Here is a 239-nt window from a genome sequence, read left to right as displayed (position 1 = left end):
GCCGTATGCCATACATAATCCACCGGCTGCCCGATTGTCTCTTCCACCGCTTTGTAACAGTCAATATCACAATTGGAGCCAGGAAAGACCAGCACTGCAAATCTCATGGTTTTAGCCCTCCAATTCATAACGGTAGTTCTCGACCACCGTATTCGCCAGAAGCTTCTCGCACATTTCCTTGACGCGCTGCTCAGCCTCTTCACGGTTATCCGTATTCAGCTCAAGCTCCATATACTTAC

General features: G+C 49.0%; 1 protein-coding gene. It reads right to left on the bottom strand.

The genetic code is table 11. The annotated features are described in order from the left end of the window. Positions 1–111 precede the first annotated feature (111 nt). On the bottom strand, positions 112–231 hold the full coding sequence (purS, locus tag ACSNOG_RS34000; protein ID WP_436756520.1) for a phosphoribosylformylglycinamidine synthase subunit PurS: 120 nt from the start codon (positions 229–231) through the stop codon (positions 112–114). Positions 232–239: the final 8 nt, after the last annotated feature.

This window comes from Streptomyces sp. URMC 124 (assembly GCF_051386455.1).
Taxonomy (GTDB): domain Bacteria; phylum Actinomycetota; class Actinomycetes; order Streptomycetales; family Streptomycetaceae; genus Streptomyces.
The sequence above is the reverse complement of the archived record's forward strand: the minus strand, read 5'-3'. Positions and strand labels throughout refer to the sequence as shown.

Bases quoted from the DNA above. Each gene is read 5' to 3' on its own strand.
- purS (WP_436756520.1), bottom strand. From the start codon at position 231: ATGGAGCTTGAGCTGAATACGGATAACCGTGAAGAGGCTGAGCAGCGC.